Genomic DNA, 19,978 nt, shown 5'->3' on the forward strand with positions numbered 1-19,978 from the left:
CTTTTGCTAGGGGCTTCGGCCCTCGGGTTAGGCGCGTGCGCGTCCGAGCCTACGCCTCTCCCCGATATCACCGCGCAGCAAGCCGCTACGAACACGGCGATTGTGTCCCCCATCAGCTATCAGAATCCGTTGGCTGGCTACACGTATCGCGGCCCCACCGGCCCGCGCGATTGGCGAAGCGTCAATCAAGAGCAATCGGAGGGCAACTGATGCGGGTATTGAAGATACCGATGGCCGTGAGCTTTCCCATTCTATTGGGGGCCTGTGCGACTGCGATTCCAGGGATTTACACTGAACCGAAAGCTGGGTTCGCCAACGTGGCGAGTCAGACGTCAGCCGCAATCGGCAAACGCACCGCGTTCGCTCAAACCCAAGCTGAGAACGTTGCGTTGAAAAAGCAGGTTCACGGCATGGTCCATCGAAAAACCATTTCGGCCGATACGGCGGTTCAAGTCGCGTTGCTTAACAATAAGGGGTTACAAGCCTCCTACGCAAATGTCGGGCTTTCTGCTGCTGAAGCATGGCAACAATCGACGCTGGAGAACCCGGTGGTTTCGATTGGTGTGCTGGGCATTGGAGCCGCGGAACTTGGTGTTTACCGGGCAATCGAAGGCATGATTGCAACGAATATCCTGGATGCCAAGACGCGCAGACAACGGGTTGCTTTGGCTGATGTCAATTTCCGTGCCGCACAGCTGACAGCGGTAAATGATACTTTGACGTTGGCAAATGAAACGCGACAAGCATGGATCAATGCTGTCGCCGCTTTCGAAGCTGTCAGCTATCTCAAGAGGGCAAAAGCCACATCTGACGCAGGTTCGGAACTCGCCCGAAAGTTGGGAGAAACAGGAGCGCTCAACAAAGCGGGGCAAGCCCGTGAGCAGGCGTTCAATGCTGAACTTGCCGGGCAGCTTGCACAGACCCGTCTCAACGCCACCAGGGCGAAAGAAGACCTTACAAAACTCATGGGTCTATGGGGGACTGAGGTCAACTACTTCGTACCCGATGCGCTTCCAGCATTGCCACGCTCGGTGGGTCGCGTGACCAATATTGAAGGGCGAGCGCTTCGAAATCGTTTGGACTTGAGGGTCGCAAAGCTGGGGCTTGAGGCGCAAGCAGCAGCTTTCGGTCTGACAGACCAAACGCGCTTGGTCACTGACCTTGAAATCATCGCAGGGTTCGAGACCGAGCGTGAAGCAGAGGACGGCGAAACGGAAACCGAGACCACCCCGCAGGTCGAACTCGAATTTGCGATCCCGATTTACGACACAGGTAAGGCCCGGATGCGCAAGGCCGAACTCGCCTATTTGCAAGCGGCAAACGTCCTTGCCGAGAAGGCGGTCAATGTTCGCTCAGAAGCGAGGGGTGCTGAAACCGCCTATCACGCTTCATACAAGATCGCGCGACACTACCGAGACGTTCTGGTTCCATTGCGCCAGACCGTCGAGGAGGAAGGGTTGCTGTCCTACAACGGCATGATCACCAACACCTTCGAACTGCTGACGGATGTGCGCGAAAAACTTGCCGCATCGCTGGAAGCAGCCAATGCAAAACGCGAATTTTACACGGCTCAAGCCGATCTGACCGCAGCCATTTACGGCGGCGGTGCAGGCAGCGGTGGTGCTGGTGGTGAAGGCGCAACACTTGCCGCTGGTGGCGGCGCAGGACACTGAAAGGAACTGATATGCTTAATAGACGTCAATTACTCGGGGCTGGTGCTGCAGGTGCAACGCTGGTTTCTTCGAAGGCTTGGGGCCAGACGCTAAACATGGGTTTGCCTGAAGCTGCACTGATGGAAACAGCTGCAACTCAAGTGACACCGAGACCCTCGTCGGGTGTCGACTATACTCCAGTTGTTACGCTGAATGGCTGGACACTCCCCTACCGTATGAACAATGGTGTGAAGGAGTTCCATCTGGTTGCCGAGCCAGTAGAGCGGGAGATGGCCGATGGCATGATCGCGCATCTATGGGGCTATAACGGTCAATCCACAGGGCCGACGATCGAGGCGGTCGAAGGCGACCGTATTCGTATCTATGTGACCAACAAGCTTCCGGAAGAGACTTCGGTCCATTGGCACGGCTTGATCCTGCCGTCAGGTATGGACGGTGTTGTCGGGCTCAGCCATCCGGGCATCAAACCGGGAAAGACGTTCGTTTACGAGTTCGATCTAATCAAATCAGGCACATTCATGTACCATCCGCATGCGGATGAGATGACTCAGATGGCGATGGGCATGATGGGCATGTTTGTGGTCCACCCCAAAGACCCAACATTCATGCCGGTTGATCGAGATTTCCTGATCATGCTGAACGCATTCGACATTGATCCCGGTACCTATGTGCCGCGCATCATGACAATGACGGACTTCAACCTGTGGACATGGAACAGCCGAATTTTCCCGGATATCGACCCGCTGGTCGTGAACCGCGGCGACAAAGTTCGTGTCCGCGTTGGTAACCTGACAATGACCAACCACCCCATCCACATGCACGGCTATGACTTTAAGGTGACCTGCACCGATGGAGGCTGGGTGCCTGAATCGGCGCAATGGCCCGAGGTCAGTATCGACATCCCGGTAGGTGCGATGCGGGCTTATGAGTTCGTCGCTGACCATTTGGGTGACTGGGCGATCCATTGTCACAAATCACACCACACAATGAACGCCATGGGCCACGATGTGCCTACATTCATCGGTGTGAACAAGAAACCACTGACCGAGAAGATCCGTCAGTTCCAGCCTGAATACATGCCGATGGGCACTGCAGGGATGGGCGACATGGGCAAAATGACCATGGAGTTACCCGACAACACCATTCCAATGATGAATGGCTGGGGTCCGCATGGGCCACTTGAGATGGGTGGCATGTTCTCGGTCGTTAAGGTCCGTGAAGGTATCGGTGCCGACGATTACTCCGATCCCGGCTGGTACGAAAACCCTCCGGGTGAACAAGCTTACGAATGGACAGGCGAACTGCCTGAATTCGCATCGAACAACAGCCCGAAAACGATTCTTACGCCCAAGCCAACATCGAAAGGCTGATCGGCCTTTCGACGCACTCGAACCAACTTTAGAACACAGGAAAAACTGATGAAAAACCTTCTTTTGACAACTGCAATCGCGTTCGCCTTGGGGATGCCGGCATATGCGGCAGGCACCCATTCCGGAGGCCATGATGAAGTAAAGACCGAAGAAGCCCACGGTCACAGCGACGGAGGCCATGGAAATGATGGTCACGGCGATGCACACGCAATGATGGCTGCGGGCATGCCGGGAATGGCAGATGGCGTGACCCGCACGATCGATGTGATCATGCGGGAGACAGACGACGGCGAGATGATCTTTGAGCCGAGCAGCTTTGAATTTGAACAAGGCGAAACGATCCGGTTCAACGTGATGAATAACGGTGAGCTGGAGCATGAGTTTGTCATTGACGACGTCGAGGGCAATGCCAAACACAAGATGGCGATGGCCGAGATGGATATGGAACATGACGATCCCAATTCGGTGCGTCTCGACGAAGGCAAATCCGGCGAAGTCATCTGGAAGTTCGCCAATGCCGGTACGTTTGAGTTCGCGTGTCTGATCCCTGGGCACTACGAATCCGGCATGCATGGGCCAATCAAGGTGTCACAGAAAATGGCTCAGGCGGACGTGGAATACACCCAAGGCAAAATTAAGAAGATCGATGCAAAAGGGGGCAAGGTCACCATCGTCCACGGCCCGTTGCTTAATCTGGATATGCCTGCAATGACCATGGTTTTCCGGGCCGATGAGGCCATGATTTCCAGAATGTCCGAGGGTCAGGACATCGAATTTGTCGCGGAGCCGGTAAAAGGAAAGCTGACCGTCACACAGATGAAGTGATGACTGCGCAAGGGGCCGGGCACACGCCCTGGCCCCTTGCACTTCTCAGCCTGGTCTAAGCAAGCAAACCAATTCTCGATAACCAAGCACTGCGGAGGAATTGATCATGAAGACGTTCATCAGAGCCTGTGCTTTTGTCGTGTCGCTGGCGTTCCCGGCTATTTCAGTGGACGCCGCGAGTGGCAAAGGCCAAGAGCCTCATGCGCGAGCATTCGAACTCCCGGGCCATGAACCAATTGGGAAACCCAGTGATGGCTCCTTGTTCGACAGAACGGTTGAGATAACCATCAAGGAAACCGCCAGCGGCTACATGCTCTTTGAGCCGGACGCCATACACATTGAAAGTGGATCGGTTGTCCGGTTTGTGATCAGCAACTTGGGTGCATTGGATCACGAATTCTTTCTCGGCTCATTCAGCGAGGTTGCAGAGCATAAGCAATGGATGCGTGACCATCCTGACATGCAACATGACGATCCCAACGCGGTAACTGTTCAAAGTGGGCAAAGCGCCGAACTGATATGGGAATTCACTGACATTTTGAATCTGGAGTTTGTCTGCCTTCTCACTGGACATCGCGAAGCGGGCATGTGGGGTGTGATCATGGTGCACGACCACCTTGCTCCCAAGTCAGAGGGTTGAAGTACTCCGGTGTCGCTCAAGGATAGATATCATGCTCTAGTCCACGAGGTGGCTGCTGGTTTCGGCTACGATTACAACGATGCCACTCCAGACTGGGTTCATCCGTTTATCCATCTCATCCTGGTCTTGGCTCCAGCGCTTCTGATCGCCGTTGGCTCCTACTTCGCACTACGCGGGATTCTGAAGCTCTGGAAACGCCGACGCCCGACCAAGTTTCATCCTGAGCCCATACGGGGGCTTGATAGCAGCCTCTTCAGCACCGTCTTGCGCTATTCCAGAAAGCAGCAGGCATTGATGATCATGCTTAGCCTAATTGCAATGCCAATTCTCTATCTGACGCTTGAATTGCCAAAGCAGATTGTGAACAACGCATTGGATTCTGATCGGTTTCCTATTGTCGTTCTGGGGCAGGACGTCGATCAGCTCGTTTTTTTGATGCTTCTTTGCGGCCTTTATCTGCTGGCTATTCTTTTGAATGGGCTCAACAAATATGGTCTCAATGTCTTCAAGGGCTATGTTGCAGAGCGTTTTTTGCGGCGCTTTCGGTTACTGGTATATCGGCAATGGCGCAGTGATCCGGACTCTTCCGACAAAAGTGAAATCGTCCCGATCCTCGCACAAGAGGTCGAACCCGTGGGCGGCTTCGCAGCCGATGTGCTGACTCTGCCAATACTTCAAGGCGGTACACTTCTGACGATCCTGTTGTTCATGTTCGTTCAAGACCCTGTATTGGGTGCGGCTGCGCTGACTGTGCTGCCAATTCAACTCGTGCTGCTTCCCAAGCTGCAGAGGAAGGTCAACGCCCTCTCTCGTACAAGGATCAAGGAGGTCCGGTTGCTCGGCAGACAGCTAAGCGACCAATTGCGTGGTGAGCACTCAAATGCGCTCGGATTGCTGCCTGCGGGCGCGCGTTTTCGAGAACTTGAGCGTGTCCGTAGGAAGATTTTTCGCCTGAAATTCTTCATTAAGGCGCTCAATAACTTCCTGACTGCACTGACGCCGTTCCTGTTCTATTCTCTGGGTGGATATTTTGTCATTGAGGGTCGGATTACACTCGGCGCGCTGGTGGCCGTGCTTGCAGCGCACAAGGACTTCTCTGCACCATTGAAGGAACTTTTCCGCTACTATCAGACCCTGGAAGACACACGGATCCGGTACCAGGAAATCACTGACTTTTTTTCCAAATCGAACCAGCAGTCAGAAAAAGGCCGAGTAGTTGACAGCGTACTGGAAGACGTCAGTCAATTCGAGCGAGCCACGCTAGGGAAACCAGGTTTGCCCTTTCAGGGACATGGGGCCACCGCAACATCATGAGGGAGTTTGTTAGAATGAAATGGGCAGCAATACTTTTTGCTCTGATCGCTGTTGCTGCGGCAGGATGGTACGTCATGCAGACCTCCAATTCCAATACAGGCGATCAGGTTGGTGAAGGCATGGCGCTTCCCACAGGTGCGCTTGCAGCCGTCCAGTTGCCCCCCAGATTCGAGGAGCAAGAGCTGTTTGGCAAGCGTGCCTACGATGTGGTCTGCGCGTCCTGCCACGGCGTCAATGGGCAGGGTCAGAACGGCGTTGCACCACCGCTCGTACACAAAATTTATGAACCGAGCCACCACGGCGACATGGCGTTTGTCCTTGCGGCTCAAAATGGCGTTCGGGCGCACCATTGGAAATTCGGTAACATGCCAGCAGTTGAAGGCGTGAAGAATGAAGATGTTCTCAATATTGTGGCCTACATTCGTGCATTGCAGCGTGCGAATGGGATCAATTGAACCGCAGATGCGGATGAAAGGAAGAGATTTGCAGCGTTTTCGGAAAGCTAGAGAACGATTGCCACAACGTTCAGGGCACGCATTGGTAAAGCCGGTTCGAAATCGACTGGTCCTGCCCTTGTTACTTGGTGCCAGTCTTTGTTTTGGTATCGTCCCCCTTGGTCATGCCCAAGAAAGTGCAATGTTCAACCTCACCGCTCTTGATCCCCCGGTCGGCCTGAACGCGAGAGAACCCTCCCTTGCCACCCTGAAGGATGGCCGTATCGTCCTGAGTTGGACCGAAGAGATTGGAACTGACACGGCAGTCAAGATGGCCGTGCTGGACGATGACCAATGGTCGCCTGCGCGCACCATTCATCAGTCTGCCTCGATGTTCGTCAACTGGGCCGATTTTCCGTCAGTAGTTGCGCTAACCAATGGCACGCTTGCAGCGCATTGGCTGGAACTGAACGGAACGGACGACTACCAGTACGATGTAAACATCGCATTCTCTCCCGATGAGGGCCTGAACTGGACAGCGCCCATCATTCCCCACGATGACCGGTCAAAGCGTGAACACGGTTTCGTTTCACTCATTCCTGACCACCGCGGCGGACTGACAGCTCTTTGGCTGGATGGACGTGCATACAACAATCAAGCCACAGACGACAGCTTTGAGAATGCCATGCAGGTCCGCGCACGTCGCATTTCCCCGGACGGATTAATGGGGTCAGAAAGCCTGCTGGACCCTCGGGCCTGTACGTGCTGCCAGACATCTGCGGTCCGCAACGAAGCAGGTGACATCATAGCCGTTTACAGGGACCGGACGGCGGAAGAAATTCGCGATATTTCAGTTGTTAGGTTGACCAAAGATGGATGGACACGGCCCAATTCAATCCACTTTGATGGCTGGGAAATCTCGGGCTGCCCCGTTAACGGACCAGCCGTCGATGCGTTGGGGGCCAATGCCGTCGTGGTGTGGTTCACCGGTGCTAAAGGTGAAGCAAAGGTTCGGATTGCTTTCTCAAAAGATGGGGGTGGCTCATTTGGTAAGCCGTTGCCGCTCGATCTTGGGTCGCCCGCAGGTCGCGTCGATGTTTTGCTGATGCCTGACGGAACGGCGCTCGCACTTTGGTTGGAGTATGCGAACAACGGGGAGGCAATAGTCATGTGCCGAGTCTCGCCAGCGAGCGGATGCACCTCGCCGCAAGCGCTCCACATCAACCGTGGGAGAGAGTCGGTGGGATTTCCTAGGATGACGCGATCAGCGGCGGGCGTTTTGGTTGCGTGGACTGGAACTGCCGCGGGCGACTTGGCCGGGACAACCGTTCTCGGTGTCGAAGTAGCGATACGGCCTGTCGCCAGGTAATCCTCATGGTTAAAGCGAGGAACTGGATAGAGGCAATCCACGATCTTATTGTAGGTCCTCGCTACAGCGAAAGAACGGTTCAAAATCAGGGGCTCGCAGTGGCTTTGAATGATCGGTTCGGCGACATATGCTGCACTACACCAAGAACTTGCTGGGCGTCCGAGTGAATGCTGCATCAGCAAAGGCTGAAAACTGAATGTCCACTTTGTCTGCATCTTACCAGTTCGTACTTCCCGCAGCGAACGGCTGCGATGTCTCGATTGCCATCAGACAGGGATGGGCTTCAATTGCTGAAACAGGGCATATAGATCAGCAGTACTGACTGTTGCAACCAATGCAACCAAGTTAAAATGTCCGCCTCTGTGCAAAGTAGAAATGTCCCACTTGGTGATGTTGGAGCATGGCTGGGCAGTGCGTAGACCTCACATATCGGAGCGCTGAACAGCCATGCGGGCGTGTTCATTCTGCGGCTGTTTGCGCGGCTTCCCCCAGTTTCTTTTTGGCTCTAATGGCCAGCTTTGAGTTCCAGCCATCGTTGCGCTTGCCGGTTGGTTGATAGCGCGTCGCTTGCTTGCCAGCCCGGCATTTTTTTGGAGGCGCTTTGTCCTGCTCGGTCTTGACGTGTTCCAGAACCGCGCTGAGATGTTTGTTCTCGGTGATCGCCGCGTGGGTCACGCGCTGATCCTTGTCGAAGATGGAGTAGGGGATCGACACTTCCTTCCAGCGGACCTCAAAGCGCCCGTCTGGGAAAGCATAGGTGTCGACGTACTTTCCTGGCAAACCGCGCGTGATCTCATTCTCGGCCAGGATGATCCGTTGGCGTTCATAAGAGAATGCAAGTTGCGCCCCAACAAGCCGTTCGTCTTGGAGCGCGAACACATCTCGCAGTCGATCGGGTTCAATGTTCATCGGCCTGTGCAGGTTGTCAGCGCGGCGCGGGACCTTTGCAAACTTGGCGTTATAACGGTCCGTGAAAGCAGGCAGAAACGTATTGGCTGCGTCCAGATCCGAGATGCCTGCAAGCCTGAGTTCTTTGACCAAACGGTCCTGTAGTGTGCGATTGGCGCGTTCGACACGGCCTTTGGCCTGAGAACTGTTTGCGCAAAGAATCTCGATGTTGAGCGCGTTCAAAGCACGACCAAACTGCGTCATCCCGTGCCCGGACTTCGCCGATTGATTGGCGACGCGGAACACTGTGTGCTTGTCGGAATAAAACGCGACAGGACGACCATGCGCCGCCAGATACAGATCCAGCGCTTCAAAGTAGCTGAACGTGCTCTCAGACGTGACAAACCGTAGCTGCATCAACGTACTGGTCGCATCATCAATGAAGACGAGCAGGGTGCATCGTGGACCACGATCTTCAAACCAATGGTGATCAGATCCGTCGATCTGGATCAGTTCGCCCAGACACTCTCTGCGCAAACGCAGCTGATGAAATGTGCGACGTTGCTTGCGGCTCAGCCAGATCCCAGCGTCCTGCATCCACTTGCGCAGCGTCTCACGCGAAACCTTCAGGTCATGATCTTCCGCCAACTTCTCGGCCGCAAATGTGGGCCCAAAGTCGATATAGCTCTCGCGGACCAGCGTCACCGCGAACTCACGTATCGCAGGATCAATCCGGTTGTTCGACCGGCGACCGCGCGCTTTGTGCCGGATCGCAGCCGGACCATCGGTCTGGAAATCCTTCAGCAGCCTCTGAACTTGTCGTCGGCTCAGTCCCAACACATTGGCCGCTGTCACGACAGTCATCGTTCCTTGGGTTACTTGGCTCAGTACTTCAATCCGGTTCAGCTCGCGCTCGCTCATGATTATCAATCCCACGGCCACACTCCAATCCTGCTTGATCAACAGGGAAGTGTGACACTTCTACTTTGCAGATGTGGGACACTTTAACTTTGCGCGTACACTGACCTAACGCATAATCAGAGTTATGTTAAATAAGTCAATATTACTGACCTTGTTTTGATAAGGATTGCAAGCTCACAGGTCAATCACTTGTATACGACATCCTCATGTGCCTTGGATTTCCACCTCGGTACCAACGACCCGGTGTTCCACTCATAGAGCCAACCGACTAATTCGCCAGTTTCTCTATCAAAAATGCGCTTAATCGCCCGTGCATGAACTCGCTTGGGTTCGGCACCAGGCAAATGTGAGTTGTCTGCGCGTATGCGCGCAGTTCTCCGGACAGTGATTGGACCGGTCGATATCATCGTCGTTTTGACAATTGTTGCCACTGCCATCTCCCTCGATTGATACGTCCTGTGAGCAGTAATTCGCGCTTGAGCAGGCGCGCTTGGGCGGTAGTTCGCTTCGCCCTTGAGTTGTTCTTACAAACCTCGAACGCGCACGATAAAATGTGCAAAGTAACGCATGGAAGCGCAGAAAAGGCGCGCAAATCGTTGATAAAAAATGGTAAGTTTTTTGTCGCACCGCAGCAAAACCAAGGTAACTTTAAGCAGGTTTTTGCTCGTTTGGCGGCCTCTGGCGCAGGACGGCCTGTAGATCCGAACGGTCTTCCGGACGGACCTTGGACAGCTGAAAAACTCGCAGACGCGATCACCGCTATCGAAGAGAACGTCAAAGGCGTAGAACTTCGTGCGGTGCAGACGTGGTTTCAGGACAACGACAACGGTATCAGCAACGACAATATTCGCTGGCTCGCCCGAATCTTCGGATGCAACGACCCTGAAGAAACAAGTAAATGGCAAGCGGAGCTAATGGCTTCAAAGGATCGCCTGACCAGCCAACGACGTGAGAGAAAACGCATGGATAGCTGCTCTGAGGTTTCAGAAACCGAGTCATTGCGGATTGTCATGCCACAGGTGTCGGGGTCGTCTAACTTTGTCGTTAGCACGAGTTCTGCAACCCCAACCGATGACGGTAATCGTTGTGCGAGATCTCTCCCTGAAAAGTGCGAATGGATGCTCAGTGGTTCAGGATCAATGAACCTGTTGATCGCATACTGGCTCGCTTTCTGCGGATTGGGTTTGCTCAATTATGTACTGAATACGTTAAGTGTCACATTCAGCCCCGTCGATGGACTGGACAAACAAGTCGGCTTCATTTGGGCACCAACACTCACTGTGCTGCCGTTGGTCGCCCTGCCTGCGTTTATTTTCTACGTGAGCGATTTGAACACTTACTGGAAGCGTGTCGGCCGGTTCAAATGCACACCGGACGATGTGATTTCAGTCCATTCCGAGAGCAACGAAGCATGGTATGCGAAAGTTAACGATTTCTCGTTTTCTTTCTGGGCAATTGCTTCCTTCTGCTTCCTATTCGTTTTCGGGTTCCAGTGGGCCGGCATCTACATGCCTGCTTATCTTTCCGGCGACACCAACGGCGTCCAGATTGATAGATACCTGGTCGCACTGGTGCGTCCCGAGGTCATTTCTGTGGGAGAAGCCATGGCCTTGTCATTCATTGGCTATCTCTACACGGCGTCCTACATCGCGATCTTCATGTTTGGATTGCTGTTTCTGGTCATCGTTGTCCTTGATTATCATGACCTTTGCACGACCGCCGACCTTGAAGGAAGCAATGCGGATACGAACCAAATCCGAAAAGAAGGGCAGAAGATTGTATGGGGCTGCTTCCGCATAGCTGTCTTTGCGCTGTGGCTTGCATCGCTGGTCAAGTTACAGATCACCTATCTGTCCTCTGACGGCCCAGACTTCGTGACTTGGCTGAGGACCGATGCGCTGAGTGTTTTTGGTGCGACGAGCATTCGCAACGGATGGTTGGAAAACACCTCTATCAGCCACTTCACCACCTTCCTTATGATGGTGGTGACAGTAACAATCTTCATAGTTTGTGCGCTGAAAATTCAGACTGTCTTTGAGCGCCTGTCTGTCTACAATCAGGACTACCCTTTTTCCCGTGACCAGCTCGCAATTGTGAAGATGCTTGCCATCATTGGGCTGCTATCCTTCAACTTGGTACTTGTGGGAAGGTTTGCCGGATTTTCCTTTCTCGTTGCGGCCAGTACGTTGGCGTCGCTGCACGTACTATCCGGTCCCAGATTACGAACATTTTAGGTGAGTAATGGAACAAGCAAGATTTTATAGTGATATCGCAGAAGGACCTGCATCGGGTAACGCCTACTGGATCAAAACCGACGATGGTGTTCGCGTTCGAGTTGGGACTTATCAGTCCGAGCTTGAGGCCAAGGGCACGATCCTGCTGATGCTTGGCAGGTTTGGGTATGTCGAGAGATACGGGCGGGTCGCAAAAACCTTTGCAGAGAATGGTTTTGCAACCGCGATCATAGATTGGCGAAGCCAAGGCTTATCCGACCGAATGGCAACGGACCCTCAAGCTGGTCACATTGAGAGTTTTTCTGATTATCAAAAAGATGTCGCTGCATTCATTCAAGCTGCTGACGAGTTGAACATGCCCAAACCATATTTCCTGGTCGGCGTTTCTATGGGAGCCTGTATCGGTTTTCGCGCAATGCTTGATGGACTTCCTGTCGCGGCTTCTGCCTTCATTTCCCCTATGTGGGGGATCAAGATGTCTACGGTTCAACGCATTGCCGCTTGGCCGCTTTCTTGGGGATTCCAAAAATTCGGAATTGGCCAGAAATACGTACCGGGCGAAAGTGGCGAGATTTATGTTTTGGAAACGCCATTCGAGGAAAACAATCTCACCCACAACACTGCAATGTATGACTATTGGGTGAAACAGGCGCAGGCTGCGCCGGAGCTGCAGATTGGTGGGCCAACGATGTCGTGGCTGTATGAAGCCCTTGCGGAATGCCGACGGCTTTCAAGGGTCCCCTCCCCCAATGTCCCTTGCATCACCTTTTGCGGCGAACTTGATCAACTCGTAGACAATTCCTCAATCAAAAAGCGTATGGCGAAATGGCCGGGCGCCAAATATTCCATGATACGAAACGCGAAGCACGACGTGCTGACGGAGATTCCCGAGGTGGGCGGCGACGTGATGGCGCAGATTTTCGATTTCTTTTCGAACATAGACCTGTCCGGTAAAGACGGGCCAGCATAAGCAGCGGTCGGAATTCTGCGTTCAAGGAAATTAAGTAAACTAGGAGAAATTACCAAGCGCGAAGCACTAATTCTAAAGAAGGCGACTTAGAAAATTCTAACCTGCGTTCCAACCTCAGCAAAGCCGAAGAGCTCGGCGATATGTTCATTGTAAAGACCGATACAGCCGTTTGAAGATTGGCGTCCAATCTTGCGCGTATCGCCGGTGCCATGAACACGATAATACTGCCAAGACAAGTAGAGCGCATGCGTCCCGAGCGGGTTATCTGGTCCGGGCGGCCAGTAATCTGGCCATTCAGGATTGCGCTCTTTCATTGATGGTGTTGGTCGCCAACTCGGCCCCTCAACCTTTCGAACGACCTCTGTATATCCCCGTCGAGTCAGTTCTTCGGATAACGGCACACTTGATGGGTAGAGCTTGTAGATGCTCTGGTCTTCAGACCAATACTGTACCGCCCTAGAATTTATGTCGCAGAGGATGGCTCCATGTGACAGATCAGCAAAATGGTCCTGCCAAGGCTGGGTCCTGAAAGATGAGATGTTCCTGCGTACCGACCCTTGACTCAGCTGCTCCGCAGATTGGGCTCTCACCAATGCGGGAAGACCGATGAATGCTGCTGAGGTAGTGAAAAATTGCCTACGAGTTTTCATGAGTTTGCCCACATTTCTTAATTGTACTCTCTCGTCTTTTGCGACCTCTAGCAGCTAGAGGGTCAACAGGCCTGGGAATGACATTTTCGTGAGGCGGTTCAGAGAAAACGACGGGTCGAAGCACGATACTCTTCGAATTCGGAACCATACTTCTCTTTAAGCCATGGCTCTTCAGCAAATGGTGCAGCTATCAGAACGAGGATTCCTGCCATTCCTACCATGAGCGCCGGCCTTGCTGATGTGAGAATTATCCAACCTCCCACAATCGCGATATCTGCCACATACTGAGGATTACGTGAGTAGCGATACATCCCAGCGGTCCTCAGAGTGCCCTCCGCACCACCTGTTTGTGGTATCCCGAAATGAGCGACTTCAGACCAGACGACGAAATTCCCAACCAAGATAAGTGGTATCCCAACCCCGAAACGTAACCAGCCTGCCAAAGCAAGATCGCCCCACCCCCAGATCCCAAGGACAATAAGAATGCCAAACAGCGAGAGTGTGGGCACCCAGACAAGAACAGGTGTCATGACTGTATAGCGTCGAGGGGGCCAAATGCGGCGATCCGGAACTGCAATGGACCACAGGATTGAAGCGAGCGTTGCGGCGGCAATTCCCAGACCAAGAAAAATCAACGTCGTCTGCATTATGCCTCGCTCTCATTATGGCCATAGAGCTGTGCGCCTTTATGCGCATGCTCCAGGTCTTCAAGTTCCAGCGTGGAATGCTGGATGCCAAACTCGTCGGCAAGACGGGCCTTTAGCGCCGTTTTGACTCCTTCGCCGGAAGCACCGTTACTGATCACAACGTGGCAATCCAATGCGGCTTGGTTCTCCTGCATTTGCCAAAGATGAACGTGGTGGACGTCATGCACACAATCGACATCTTTAATGGCGGCAATCACCTCCTCGTTGTTGAGATCTGGCGGACTTCCCAGCATCAGAATGCGTATGGGACCGCCAATTTCTGAGACGGCGAGGTAAAGGATATACAGGGCGATACCAATCGTGATCGCAGGATCGACCCACCACATGTTATAAAGCAGAATTAGCGAGCCGCCGATGATCACAGCAACAGATGCTAAAGCATCTGACAAGTTATGCAGGAATAGGGCTCGGATGTTCACGCTACCCTTTTGCATAGAGTAGGTCAGAATCGCTGTCAGCGTATCGACGACTAGCGCTACAGAGCCAAGGATTACCACTGTCCAACCAGCCACTTCGGTCGGTTCGATCAGTCGCATTCCGCCTTCATATATGAGGTAGACACCGACGAGGATGAGGGTTGTGTAGTTGATCAACGCCGCGACGACTTCGATCCTACCGTAGCCAAATGTCATTCTTTCATCAGCAGGACGTCTGGCAATCTTTCGGGCCGCGAACGCAATTACCAGAGAAGCCATATCAGAGAAGTTGTGCAAGGCATCTGCAATGAGTGCGAGACTGCCCGACAGGATGCCGCCAACAATCTGCGCAACTGTCAGAAGTGCGTTCGCCCAAATCGCGACGGAAACACGACGATCACCGGATGCAGGGTCGATATGCGCGTGGCCGTCATGAGGCATGGCGTGATCCCTCGTGGTGATGATTTGAAAGCGCTATGCCGGGAATGCGCGGAACGCGCCCTGCCCGAATGCGACGGACGCGGGCATTCATCCAATGGCGGACGACATAGCGATACAAAAGATCCTTCACCAAACTGAACGACTGTCGATGGTTGGCATAGAAATCATCTGGCGTGTCGAATGTGCCCAAATCCTGCACGATGCCTGTTTTTTGGATGTAGGTATCGCCGCCGGTCCATTCGACCGGCGGAGCCCTCAGACAATCAGTCCCTGCCCCATAGCCGCAGAGGCTTTGTGTATCGGTAAATGTGGATTGGAGAGCCAAAAGAAACTCGGCATCAAGAATAAACCCTTCGAGGTTCACCCAACCCGTCTCGGTTTCGACCTCAATCCAGGAATGAATGATTTCTTCCGGAGCAATGGGATAGACGAGTTCAGGAACAACACCCCGCTGCAGTTCTTTGTGGATAGTGAATCCATGAAGACGGCAGCGCACGCCGACCGCACGCATGAGCGCCATTAGTAGAATGCCCTTGGTGTTGCATTGGCCAAACCCGTCAGTCAGCACCTCAGCGGCCGAGATGTCATCTGACCGGTTATATCCGAAGGCGATTTCATTGCGCACAAAATCGTAGATTGCCCCAATCTGGTCATGTGTCGACAGGGCGTTCCAGTCTCTATTCTCAATCAGCCGTGCAATCGATGGATTGTCGAAATTCAATAATGCGGTTGCTGCCAGAAGCGGATCATCAGCACTCAATTTACATCTCCTCGAATCGTATATGTGTAGATGTAATTGCTCTAGTGACTAGAGCTTCAAGAGGCTTTTTCCGATTAATCCGTTTGAGCCCTTGTAAGGGCTAGGCTCCAATCCCGTCATGGTCGGTAAGACACTCCGAATGATCTCGCAAAACTTCGAGAACCTTGCAGTCCGCTGTGTTTCCGCCGCTGCATTCCTGGATCATGCGTTTCAGTTCGGTGCGTAGCGCTTTGAGTCGATCCATCCGCAATTCAACCTGTTTGAGTTGCCGACGCGCGATGGAGTCGGCCTCATTGCATGAGCGGTCGGGATTATCGCTGAGATCAAGCAGTTCACGGATGGCTTCCAGAGGAAACCCCAACTGTCGCGCATGTCGAATAAAGGACAGGCGGTCGACCTCAGTGTCCCCATAGCGCCGCTGCCCTCCATCGGTCCGGCCCGGCTCGGGCATTAACCCAATTTGTTCATAGTACCGAATGGTCTGAACTTTCGTTCCGGTTTTCTTTCCCAAGCTGCCAATTGTAAGCATGTAACCTCCATAGCTATAGTGTTGGTAGCTATAGGTATTGGCATGTGCAAGCCATTGCTCTGTTCACGGGTCCGTGACACGCCGTCACTGTGCCAAGAAACAGCTTGAACCTCTAGCAACTAGAACATTTACAACACCATAAAAATGCACTGAATCGGGCGCAATTCGACCAATGAGACTATCTGTTTTGCAAAAAATGCTTTGGGGCCTCGCCACGATCGCAATTGTGGGGTTCGTTTGGCTGCAAGTTTCTACCAGAAGCGAACAGCGCATTGATGATCCTGCGTTCCGGGCAGATTTCGAACTAACCGATCACCAAGGCATGGTGCAGACGGACGAAGACTTCGCAGGGCGCTGGATGCTCGTATTTTTCGGCTTTGCGAATTGCCCAGATGTGTGCCCCACGACCTTGGCTGAGGTTGCTGCTGTCATGGATGCGCTCTGCTCCGATGCCGCTAAAGTCCAGCCGCTGTTTATCTCGATTGATCCTGAACGTGATACGCCTGAACAGCTCGCGGAATTCGTTCCGGCTTTCGATGCAGATATCATAGGGCTCACTGGTACGGCCGATCAAATCAAGCGAACAACAGAAACCTTCCGGGTGTACTTTGAGAAGATCGAGGAAGCGGCTTCGCCCGACGGATACACGATGGGGCATTCGTCTCAGCTGTTCCTCTTTGACCCCCAAGGTGGATATGTCGGGGCTTGGACATATGGCACACCGGCAGAGGAGATCCTTGCCGATCTGAAGGCGCGGATGTCGATATGAGCCGGGTGATGTCAAGAGAGACGGCTCTGACCGCCGCGTGGGTCGTCGCTTTGGGGAGTTCCTTGGCCGTTCTCTATATCGGTGAGGTTCTGGGGCAGGTTCCGTGCAATCTGTGTTGGTTTCAGCGCGCGTTTATGTTCCCTCTGGCCGTTGTTCTGGGCCTCGGTCTTTGGTGGGAGGATTACCGGGTAGGTCGCTACGGTGTGGCGCTCGCCCTTGGTGGGGCCGCCATCGCACTGTGGCATCTGGGCCTCTACACCGGAATTCTCCCGGAGCGCATCCAACCCTGCACGGCGACTGGCCCGTCTTGCACAGACGATAATCAGGTTTTTCTTAGCCTCCCCATCCCGCTTTTGGCGTTGGTCGCCTTTGGGCTGATCGCGATCCTGTCCATTTTCTCCCTGAAGGAGCCCCGCACATGAAAAACAGATCAATCGTTCTATCCGTCTTGGCTGTTGGCTTAGCGATCTTTGCCGCCGCTGTCTGGTATCAGTCCCGCCCTGCCCCGATTGCACAAGTCGATCCGGTCCAGCCCGAAATAGCGGAGGCTCTGATGCGTCCCTACTCGCCCATCATGGGGCCAGAGGATGCGCCTGTCACAATCGTGGAATTCTTTGATCCAGCCTGTGAGGCTTGTAGGGCATTCTACCCCGTCATCAAGGATATCATGGCGGAGCACGACGGACAGGTTCGGGTCGTTCTTCGCTACACCGCGTTCCATGGGGCGGCCTCGGAAGAAGCCATCAGGGTGATGGAAGCGGCGCGTATGCAAGACGTCTATATCCCGGTCAAAGAAGCGATCCTTGAGTTTCAGCCACGTTGGGCGTCTCACGGCGAACCAGCGCCGGGTTTAATTCTCGGCATTGCTGAACAGGCTGGCCTAGATGTTGACGCCGCACATAACCAGATGAGAGCGCCACAAACGCTGGCGATCCTTAATCAAGACCGCGCAGACGTTGAGGCAATGGGCGTGCGCCAAACCCCCACCTTTTATGTAAATGGCAAACCGCTCGATCCGTTTGGAGTTGACGAACTGCGCGCGTTGGTCGCCGCAGAAGTCGCGGCAATCGGCTCGTGACCAACTTACTATTGAGAGGAACTAACTCGTGAAATCATCCATTGCTGCCACCATCTTTGCATCGTGCCTGTTCGTCGGGCTGCCGACGACAACAGTTGCTGGCTCTGAGGACGTTGTAGTCGAAAACGCCTGGTCTCGCGCCTCTATAGGCATCAACCGTCCGGGTGCTGCCTATATGACCCTGCGCAATACCGGTACCGATCCGGTGACGCTTGTAGGCTTGGAAACGCCTCTCGCCATGATGCCCGACATCCATGAGACTAAGACCGACGCAAATGGTGTGAGTTCCATGGCTCCAGCCGGAGAGATCATGATTCCCCCCGGCGAAAGTGTTTCCCTTGAGCCGGGTGGCTTGCATGCCATGCTGATGCGATTGCAAACCAAGATGGTGGAAGGCGAGACTTTTCCGCTGACATTGAACTTTGCCGATGGCGGGACGCGGACCGTCGATGTGCCCATTCTTGGGATTGCGGCGCGTGGGCCAGAGGGCTGATGAACCGAAGAACTCTCCTTACTTATGGTGCCGCAATTGCCGGAGTGGCTGCACTCACGCTGTTCATTGGCTGGTGGCGCGTGGACGGTCCCGGCGCGCCTGAACCGGTGGCTCAACGACCCTTGCCGCTCACTCAGATGGAATTCCAGATGACCGACCAGGACGGCGCAACCGTCGGACCTGAGACACTTCTGGGTAATCCATCAATGGCGTTTTTCGGCTTCACATACTGCCCCGATGTCTGCCCGACGACATTGTCGGACATTTCTGGGTGGCTCGACGACCTTGGAGACGACGTGGCCGACATGAATGTTGTGTTCATTACAGTCGATCCAGAGCGCGATACGGAGGCCGCCATGGCTGAATATGTCAGCTATTTTCACCCCGCTATCCAAGGTTGGAGCGGAACGCTGAGTGAAACGGCACGCGCCGCGGCAGGCTTCCGCGCAAGTTATGAAAAAGTCGTCACCGAGGGCGACGACTACACGATGAACCACACGGCGAGCGTCTTTCTCTTTGATGTTGAGGGACAGTTTGCCGGGACCGTAGATTACCACGAATCAAGGGAATTTGCGGTGCCAAAGATCCGCCGCATCCTGACAAGAGCAGAAGAAGATACATCATGAAATTGAGATACCCTGCCAACGGCGTCGCAGCAGCAGGCGTTGCTGTCGCGTTGGTAATTGGTCTCCCGAACAACTGGAGAAAGGCATCTGTCCCAGAAGCGCTTGTTGAGGTGTCTAATTGGCAGCCCGCGCCAATGCAGAACCCGGCAATCCTAACTCAACCGCTGATGCCCTTTGAGAAAGCAGTTCCTAGATCGGACACAATCGCTTGGGCACCAGAACTGCCCTCGCGCCGAATACTTGATGCGGCTTTGCCAGAAACCAATCCTCCAATGGAGATGTGGTCGGGAAGTTTGTCATCAGGTGAAACACTGGACGCATTGCTGTCCTCAGCAGGCCTCTCTGCACCCAATCGCGCCGAAGTGGCGCTGGCGCTGGCCGCGGAATATGACCTGCGCAAGCTCAAACCCGGATACAGTATTGAGGTTGAAACGTCGCTTTCCGGGTCCCTTCGAAGGGTAGTATTGTCCGTCGATGCTGGCGTACAAATCGAAGCCGTGTTCGCAGACGAGGTTGCCACACGGAAGATCGTTCCTGAGCCCGATCTGGTTCTGCGTGCGGCAGATACGACGGTGGAAACCTCGATCTTTACAACCCTTGCATCGGCTGATATTCCGGCGCGGTTTGCCGTAGACTTGGCTGAGATGTTGGGGGGCACTGTCGATTTCCGGCGTGATCTGCAGGGCGGCGAAAGGCTGCAACTTATGTGGCGGGAAGCCACTGTTGGCGATCAGGTCATCACACAGCCCCGCCTGTCTTTTGCTGCGCTGACCATAGATGAAGCTCTTTATGAAATCGTTTGGCCCGATGACAACTCTGGGAACGCGACGATCTTTGTCGATGGTGATCTGTTGCGCGTGTTTGCCCAGCC

The 19,978-nt window shown here is 53.9% G+C and carries 20 protein-coding genes and 1 pseudogene; 15 read left to right on the forward strand and 6 right to left on the reverse strand.

All coding sequences use genetic code 11. The features are described 5' to 3' along the window. Window positions 1–209 precede the first annotated feature (209 nt). The 7 genes from Z945_RS0106080 to Z945_RS0106110 all read left to right on the forward strand — a co-directional run bounded on the left by Z945_RS0106080 (window position 210) and on the right by Z945_RS0106110 (window position 7,625). Window positions 210–1,673: a TolC family protein gene (locus Z945_RS0106080; protein ID WP_025051218.1), complete on the forward strand. Its 1,464-nt coding sequence runs from the start codon at window positions 210–212 to the stop codon at window positions 1,671–1,673. An 11-nt stretch (window positions 1,674–1,684) separates the two neighbouring features. After that, the gene (locus Z945_RS0106085) at window positions 1,685–3,043 is read left to right on the forward strand and encodes a multicopper oxidase family protein (RefSeq protein WP_152541082.1); all 1,359 of its coding nucleotides are present in this window, start codon (window positions 1,685–1,687) and stop codon (window positions 3,041–3,043) included. A gap of 48 nt (window positions 3,044–3,091) precedes the next feature. Further along, a complete protein-coding gene (locus Z945_RS0106090; RefSeq protein WP_025051220.1) occupies window positions 3,092–3,868 on the forward strand; it encodes a copper-binding protein in 777 nt (258 codons plus the stop codon). A gap of 106 nt (window positions 3,869–3,974) precedes the next feature. Next, the gene (locus Z945_RS0106095) at window positions 3,975–4,508 is read left to right on the forward strand and encodes a cupredoxin domain-containing protein (RefSeq protein ID WP_025051221.1); all 534 of its coding nucleotides are present in this window, start codon (window positions 3,975–3,977) and stop codon (window positions 4,506–4,508) included. A gap of 48 nt (window positions 4,509–4,556) precedes the next feature. Further along, on the forward strand, window positions 4,557–5,822 hold the full coding sequence (locus Z945_RS0106100) for an ABC transporter transmembrane domain-containing protein (protein WP_241434469.1): 1,266 nt from the start codon (window positions 4,557–4,559) through the stop codon (window positions 5,820–5,822). A 14-nt stretch (window positions 5,823–5,836) separates the two neighbouring features. Beyond that, window positions 5,837–6,277 (forward strand): c-type cytochrome, encoded by a 441-nt coding sequence (locus Z945_RS0106105; protein ID WP_037970692.1) that lies wholly within the window; start codon window positions 5,837–5,839, stop codon window positions 6,275–6,277. Beyond that, complete coding sequence (locus Z945_RS0106110) at window positions 6,213–7,625, forward strand: sialidase family protein (RefSeq protein ID WP_174412329.1); 1,413 nt, start codon at window positions 6,213–6,215, stop codon at window positions 7,623–7,625. The genes Z945_RS0106105 and Z945_RS0106110 overlap by 65 nt, the downstream gene beginning before the upstream one ends. Before the next feature lie 459 nt (window positions 7,626–8,084). Here Z945_RS0106110 and Z945_RS0106115 read toward each other — a convergent pair whose 3' ends face one another. Continuing rightward, complete coding sequence (locus Z945_RS0106115) at window positions 8,085–9,449, reverse strand: ISNCY family transposase (protein WP_025051225.1); 1,365 nt, start codon at window positions 9,447–9,449, stop codon at window positions 8,085–8,087. Window positions 9,450–9,892: 443 nt separating this feature from the next. Between Z945_RS0106115 and Z945_RS0106120 the strand changes: the two genes are divergently transcribed. Together Z945_RS0106120 and Z945_RS0106125 are read left to right on the forward strand one after the other, a co-directional pair. Next, window positions 9,893–11,668 carry an RcgA family putative transporter gene (locus Z945_RS0106120; RefSeq protein WP_152541084.1) on the forward strand — a complete coding sequence of 592 codons (1,776 nt, stop codon included), beginning with the start codon at window positions 9,893–9,895 and terminating at the stop codon, window positions 11,666–11,668. A 7-nt stretch (window positions 11,669–11,675) separates the two neighbouring features. Then, on the forward strand, window positions 11,676–12,638 hold the full coding sequence (locus tag Z945_RS0106125; protein WP_025051227.1) for an alpha/beta hydrolase: 963 nt from the start codon (window positions 11,676–11,678) through the stop codon (window positions 12,636–12,638). A gap of 86 nt (window positions 12,639–12,724) precedes the next feature. On the opposite strand, the gene Z945_RS0106130 is transcribed toward Z945_RS0106125, so the two are convergent. The 5 genes from Z945_RS0106130 to Z945_RS0106150 all read right to left on the reverse strand — a co-directional run bounded on the left by Z945_RS0106130 (window position 12,725) and on the right by Z945_RS0106150 (window position 16,141). Continuing rightward, on the reverse strand, window positions 12,725–13,288 hold the full coding sequence (locus tag Z945_RS0106130; protein ID WP_025051228.1) for a L,D-transpeptidase: 564 nt from the start codon (window positions 13,286–13,288) through the stop codon (window positions 12,725–12,727). Window positions 13,289–13,386: 98 nt separating this feature from the next. Beyond that, window positions 13,387–13,935, reverse strand: a complete 549-nt coding sequence (locus Z945_RS0106135; protein ID WP_025051229.1) for a methyltransferase family protein — start codon at window positions 13,933–13,935, stop codon at window positions 13,387–13,389. Continuing rightward, window positions 13,935–14,852 carry a cation diffusion facilitator family transporter gene (locus tag Z945_RS0106140; RefSeq protein ID WP_025051230.1) on the reverse strand — a complete coding sequence of 306 codons (918 nt, stop codon included), beginning with the start codon at window positions 14,850–14,852 and terminating at the stop codon, window positions 13,935–13,937. The genes Z945_RS0106135 and Z945_RS0106140 overlap by 1 nt, the downstream gene beginning before the upstream one ends. Continuing rightward, entirely contained in the window at window positions 14,842–15,612 is a 771-nt protein-coding gene (locus tag Z945_RS0106145) for a transglutaminase-like domain-containing protein (protein ID WP_025051231.1), read from the reverse strand. Before Z945_RS0106145 ends, Z945_RS0106140 begins: the two co-directional genes overlap by 11 nt. 100 nt (window positions 15,613–15,712) lie before the next feature. Beyond that, complete coding sequence (locus Z945_RS0106150; protein ID WP_025051232.1) at window positions 15,713–16,141, reverse strand: MerR family transcriptional regulator; 429 nt, start codon at window positions 16,139–16,141, stop codon at window positions 15,713–15,715. Window positions 16,142–16,313: 172 nt separating this feature from the next. Between Z945_RS0106150 and Z945_RS0106155 the strand changes: the two genes are divergently transcribed. From Z945_RS0106155 to Z945_RS0106180, 6 genes and pseudogenes are all read left to right on the forward strand, one after another. After that, window positions 16,314–16,910, forward strand: coding sequence for an SCO family protein (locus Z945_RS0106155; protein WP_025051233.1), 597 nt, complete (start codon window positions 16,314–16,316; stop codon window positions 16,908–16,910). After that, complete coding sequence (locus Z945_RS0106160; RefSeq protein WP_025051234.1) at window positions 16,907–17,332, forward strand: disulfide bond formation protein B; 426 nt, start codon at window positions 16,907–16,909, stop codon at window positions 17,330–17,332. The genes Z945_RS0106155 and Z945_RS0106160 overlap by 4 nt, the downstream gene beginning before the upstream one ends. Continuing rightward, the gene (locus Z945_RS0106165; protein WP_025051235.1) at window positions 17,329–17,988 is read left to right on the forward strand and encodes a DsbA family protein; all 660 of its coding nucleotides are present in this window, start codon (window positions 17,329–17,331) and stop codon (window positions 17,986–17,988) included. Before Z945_RS0106160 ends, Z945_RS0106165 begins: the two co-directional genes overlap by 4 nt. Window positions 17,989–18,028: 40 nt before the next feature. Then, window positions 18,029–18,481 carry a copper chaperone PCu(A)C gene (locus tag Z945_RS0106170; RefSeq protein WP_052862617.1) on the forward strand — a complete coding sequence of 151 codons (453 nt, stop codon included), beginning with the start codon at window positions 18,029–18,031 and terminating at the stop codon, window positions 18,479–18,481. Beyond that, window positions 18,481–19,107: an SCO family protein gene (locus Z945_RS0106175; protein WP_025051237.1), complete on the forward strand. Its 627-nt coding sequence runs from the start codon at window positions 18,481–18,483 to the stop codon at window positions 19,105–19,107. Before Z945_RS0106170 ends, Z945_RS0106175 begins: the two co-directional genes overlap by 1 nt. Beyond that, window positions 19,104–19,978, forward strand: a pseudogene (locus Z945_RS0106180) (M23 family metallopeptidase); the annotation flags it as partial. The gene Z945_RS0106175 and the pseudogene Z945_RS0106180, both read left to right, overlap by 4 nt.

Source organism: Sulfitobacter noctilucae (assembly GCF_000622365.1).
GTDB lineage: Bacteria > Pseudomonadota > Alphaproteobacteria > Rhodobacterales > Rhodobacteraceae > Sulfitobacter > Sulfitobacter noctilucae.

What these genes read in the sequence shown, in the direction of transcription:
- Z945_RS0106090 (WP_025051220.1), top strand. Translation starts at nt 3,092, where the DNA reads ATGAAAAACCTTCTTTTGACAACTGCAATCGCGTTCGCCTTGGGGATG.
- Z945_RS0106160 (WP_025051234.1), top strand. Translation starts at nt 16,907, where the DNA reads ATGAGCCGGGTGATGTCAAGAGAGACGGCTCTGACCGCCGCGTGGGTC.
- Z945_RS0106105 (WP_037970692.1), top strand. Translation starts at nt 5,837, where the DNA reads ATGAAATGGGCAGCAATACTTTTTGCTCTGATCGCTGTTGCTGCGGCA.
- Z945_RS0106150 (WP_025051232.1), bottom strand. Translation starts at nt 16,141, where the DNA reads ATGCTTACAATTGGCAGCTTGGGAAAGAAAACCGGAACGAAAGTTCAG.
- Z945_RS0106125 (WP_025051227.1), top strand. Translation starts at nt 11,676, where the DNA reads ATGGAACAAGCAAGATTTTATAGTGATATCGCAGAAGGACCTGCATCG.
- Z945_RS0106135 (WP_025051229.1), bottom strand. Translation starts at nt 13,935, where the DNA reads ATGCAGACGACGTTGATTTTTCTTGGTCTGGGAATTGCCGCCGCAACG.
- Z945_RS0106165 (WP_025051235.1), top strand. Translation starts at nt 17,329, where the DNA reads ATGAAAAACAGATCAATCGTTCTATCCGTCTTGGCTGTTGGCTTAGCG.
- Z945_RS0106095 (WP_025051221.1), top strand. Translation starts at nt 3,975, where the DNA reads ATGAAGACGTTCATCAGAGCCTGTGCTTTTGTCGTGTCGCTGGCGTTC.
- Z945_RS0106140 (WP_025051230.1), bottom strand. Translation starts at nt 14,852, where the DNA reads ATGCCTCATGACGGCCACGCGCATATCGACCCTGCATCCGGTGATCGT.
- Z945_RS0106080 (WP_025051218.1), top strand. Translation starts at nt 210, where the DNA reads ATGCGGGTATTGAAGATACCGATGGCCGTGAGCTTTCCCATTCTATTG.
- Z945_RS0106175 (WP_025051237.1), top strand. Translation starts at nt 18,481, where the DNA reads ATGAACCGAAGAACTCTCCTTACTTATGGTGCCGCAATTGCCGGAGTG.
- Z945_RS0106110 (WP_174412329.1), top strand. Translation starts at nt 6,213, where the DNA reads ATGAAGATGTTCTCAATATTGTGGCCTACATTCGTGCATTGCAGCGTG.
- Z945_RS0106085 (WP_152541082.1), top strand. Translation starts at nt 1,685, where the DNA reads ATGCTTAATAGACGTCAATTACTCGGGGCTGGTGCTGCAGGTGCAACG.
- Z945_RS0106130 (WP_025051228.1), bottom strand. Translation starts at nt 13,288, where the DNA reads ATGAAAACTCGTAGGCAATTTTTCACTACCTCAGCAGCATTCATCGGT.
- Z945_RS0106155 (WP_025051233.1), top strand. Translation starts at nt 16,314, where the DNA reads ATGAGACTATCTGTTTTGCAAAAAATGCTTTGGGGCCTCGCCACGATC.